This window comes from Dietzia sp. DQ11-38-2, from assembly GCF_014145055.1.
GTDB lineage: Bacteria > Actinomycetota > Actinomycetes > Mycobacteriales > Mycobacteriaceae > Dietzia.
In genome coordinates, this window is record NZ_JAALDW010000453.1 from 6,216 (window position 1) to 9,118 (window position 2,903).

Below are 2,903 nucleotides of genomic sequence, written 5' to 3' on the forward strand. Positions count from 1 at the left end.
CGGACTCGTCGTGGACAGGCCCACCCGCGTCTCACCGGGTACGGGTCCGACGGAGGCCAACTCGGGTCGCCCGGCCATCACCGACAGGGCCAGCGCCGTGTCCTCGACGGTCCTGGCCAGGGGGCCCGACTCCGCCAGCCGGCCCCAGTTGTCGCCGGCGAGCCGGGTGGGGACGACCCCCGGACCGGGCTTGATGGTCACGATGCCGCAGGCGGCGGCGGGGATCCGTAGGGACCCCATCCCGTCGTCACCCACCGCCAGCGGGACCATGCCGGAGGCGACCGCCGCGGCCGATCCCCCCGACGACCCGCCCGCGGACAGGGACTCGTCGAGCGGATTGCGGGTGATTCCGTGCTCCTCCGAGTCCGTCATCCCCCACGTGCACAGCTGGGGCGCGGCGGTGATGCCCACCGGTATCGCGCCGGCCGCGAGAAGCGGGGTGATCACGGGGTTGTCGAGGGTCACCGTGCTCTTGATGGCCAGGGGGACCCCCGCCAGGGGCAGCCCGGACCGTCCGGTCTCATCCGAGGCGTCCACGGCGGCCGCGGCCGATCTGCCTTCCTCGCCGAGCAGAGTGGTGAAGGCACGGAGGGCCGGGTCGAGACGGGTGATCCGGTCCAGGGCCGAGTTGAGCGCCTCGGTAGCGGTGCCGTTACCGGAACGCACGTCCTCTGCGGCCCGGGACGCGGACGGTGTGGGGGTGGTCACGGTCCCGATGGTACGGGGCGGGTACGACACCGCCGCCCTGTCCGCCCACGGAGATCAACCCGGTCGGGTGTCGCGCTTCGCAGGTAGCCTGGTGCGACAGAGACGACGTCGCGCGCGACTGTGCTCATGACACCGAGTTCATGACACCGAGCTCATGGCACCGAGCTCATGACATCGCGCAGGACGTCGCGCACCACCAGGCCCGCCGACCGGTAGGGCTGTCCTTCGCATCCGAGGACCGAATGGAACGCAAGAGCAACACCGTCTTCCGCAACGTGGCGATCGCGGGCGTCATCATCCTGGCGATCGTCGGGTTCTCGTTCTTCGCGAACGACGAACGGGGGTACACCGAGGTCGACACCTCGGTGGCGCTCGCCCAGATCGACGCGGGCAACATCCGGGAGGCGACGATCGAGGACCGGGAGCAGCAGCTCCGTCTCACCCTCGAGTCGCCCATCACCCCGGAGGAGGGTGCGGACGAGACCGACCAGGTGCTCGCCAAGTACCCGGAGGGAGCGGCGGAACAGATCTTCGACCGGATCGCCGCCGCCGAGCCGGAGAACTTCGACACCACGGTGACGCAGCAGGGGTTCCTCACCCAGATGCTGTCGTTCCTGCTGCCCATGCTCATCCTCTTCGGGCTGCTGTTCTACTTCATGTCCCGGATGCAGGGGGGCAAGGGTGGCCTGTTCGGCGTCGGCAAGTCGCGAGCCGTCGAGTTCACCAAGGACATGCCCCAGACCACCTTCGCCGACGTCGCGGGTGAGGACGAGGCGGTGGAGGAGCTCAACGAGATCAAGGACTTCCTCCAGAACCCGGCCCGCTACGAGCGGCTGGGCGCCAAGATCCCCCGCGGCGTCCTGCTCTACGGGCCGCCCGGGACGGGCAAGACCCTGCTGGCGCGCGCCGTGGCCGGTGAGGCCGGCGTCCCGTTCTTCTCGATCTCCGGCTCGGATTTCGTGGAGATGTTCGTGGGCGTGGGCGCCTCGCGAGTCCGCGACCTCTTCGAGAAGGCCAAGCAGAACGCGCCCTGCATCGTGTTCGTCGACGAGATCGACGCGGTCGGCCGGCACCGCGGCTCCGGGACGGGCGGCGGACACGACGAGCGCGAGCAGACCCTCAACCAGCTCCTCGTCGAGATGGACGGGTTCAGCGACCGCGAGACGGTCATCATGATCGCGGCGACGAACCGGCCCGACGTGCTCGATCCGGCCCTGCTGCGCCCCGGCCGGTTCGACCGCCAGGTGCCGGTGACCAACCCGGATCTGCGGGGGCGCGAGTCGATTCTCGCCGTCCACTCGGTGGGCAAGCCCCTGGCCGCCGATGTCGACATGAAGTCGCTGGCCCGGCGCACGATCGGCATGTCCGGCGCCGACCTGGCCAACGTACTCAACGAGGGCGCGTTGCTGGCGGCACGGATGGGGCGGGACGAGATCTCGACCGACATCCTGGAGGAGGCCACCGACCGGGTGGTGGGCGGTCCTCGTCGCAAGCACCGCGTGATCAGCGAACACGAGAAGAAGGTCACCGCCTACCACGAGTCAGGGCACGCCCTGGCCGCGTGGGCGATGGAGGATCTGGAGCCGGTCCACAAGGTCACGATCCTCGCGCGCGGCCGGACGGGTGGTCACGCCCTGGTCGTCCCGGAGGACGACAAGTCCCTCATGACCCGTGCGGACATGATCGCGCGGATCGTCATGGCCATGGGGGGCCGTGCGGCCGAGGAGTACGTCTTCGGCGAACCGACCTCCGGCGCGAGCTCCGACATCGAACAGGCCACCCGTATCGCCCGCACGATGGTCGCCGAGTACGGGATGAGTTCCAAGCTGGGCGCGGTCAAGTACGGCGGCGAGGGCGGGGACCCCTTCCTCGGACGCGGCGGCGGCGCGGGTTCCGAGTACTCCCCGGAGGTGGCCAAGGCGATCGACGACGAGGTCCGCAGGATCATCGACGCCGCACACGCCGAGGCGTGGCGGGTCCTCGAGTCCAACAGGGACGTCCTCGACGCGATCGCGGCGGAGCTGCTCGAGAAGGAGACACTCCGCCAGGACGACCTCGAGCGTCTGTTCGCGGATGTGGTCAAGCGTCCGAGGATCACGGAGTTCGACGACTTCTCCGGTCGTGTCCCGTCGACCCGGCCGCCCGTCAAGACCCCGGGTGAGCTGGCCAAGGAGCGCGGCGAGCCGTGGCCGCCA

At 69.9% G+C, this 2,903-nt stretch carries 2 protein-coding genes; one reads left to right on the forward strand and one right to left on the reverse strand.

Annotated elements, in window-relative coordinates:
* A partial coding sequence (locus G6026_RS14430) for an amidase family protein (RefSeq protein ID WP_347238114.1) occupies window positions 1–708 on the reverse strand: 708 nt, incomplete at its 3' end.
* Between the two features lie 242 nt (window positions 709–950).
* Between G6026_RS14430 and ftsH the strand changes: the two genes are divergently transcribed.
* Window positions 951–2,903 (forward strand): ATP-dependent zinc metalloprotease FtsH (gene ftsH / locus G6026_RS14435; protein ID WP_182613586.1); only part of this gene is annotated, 1,953 nt, incomplete at its 3' end.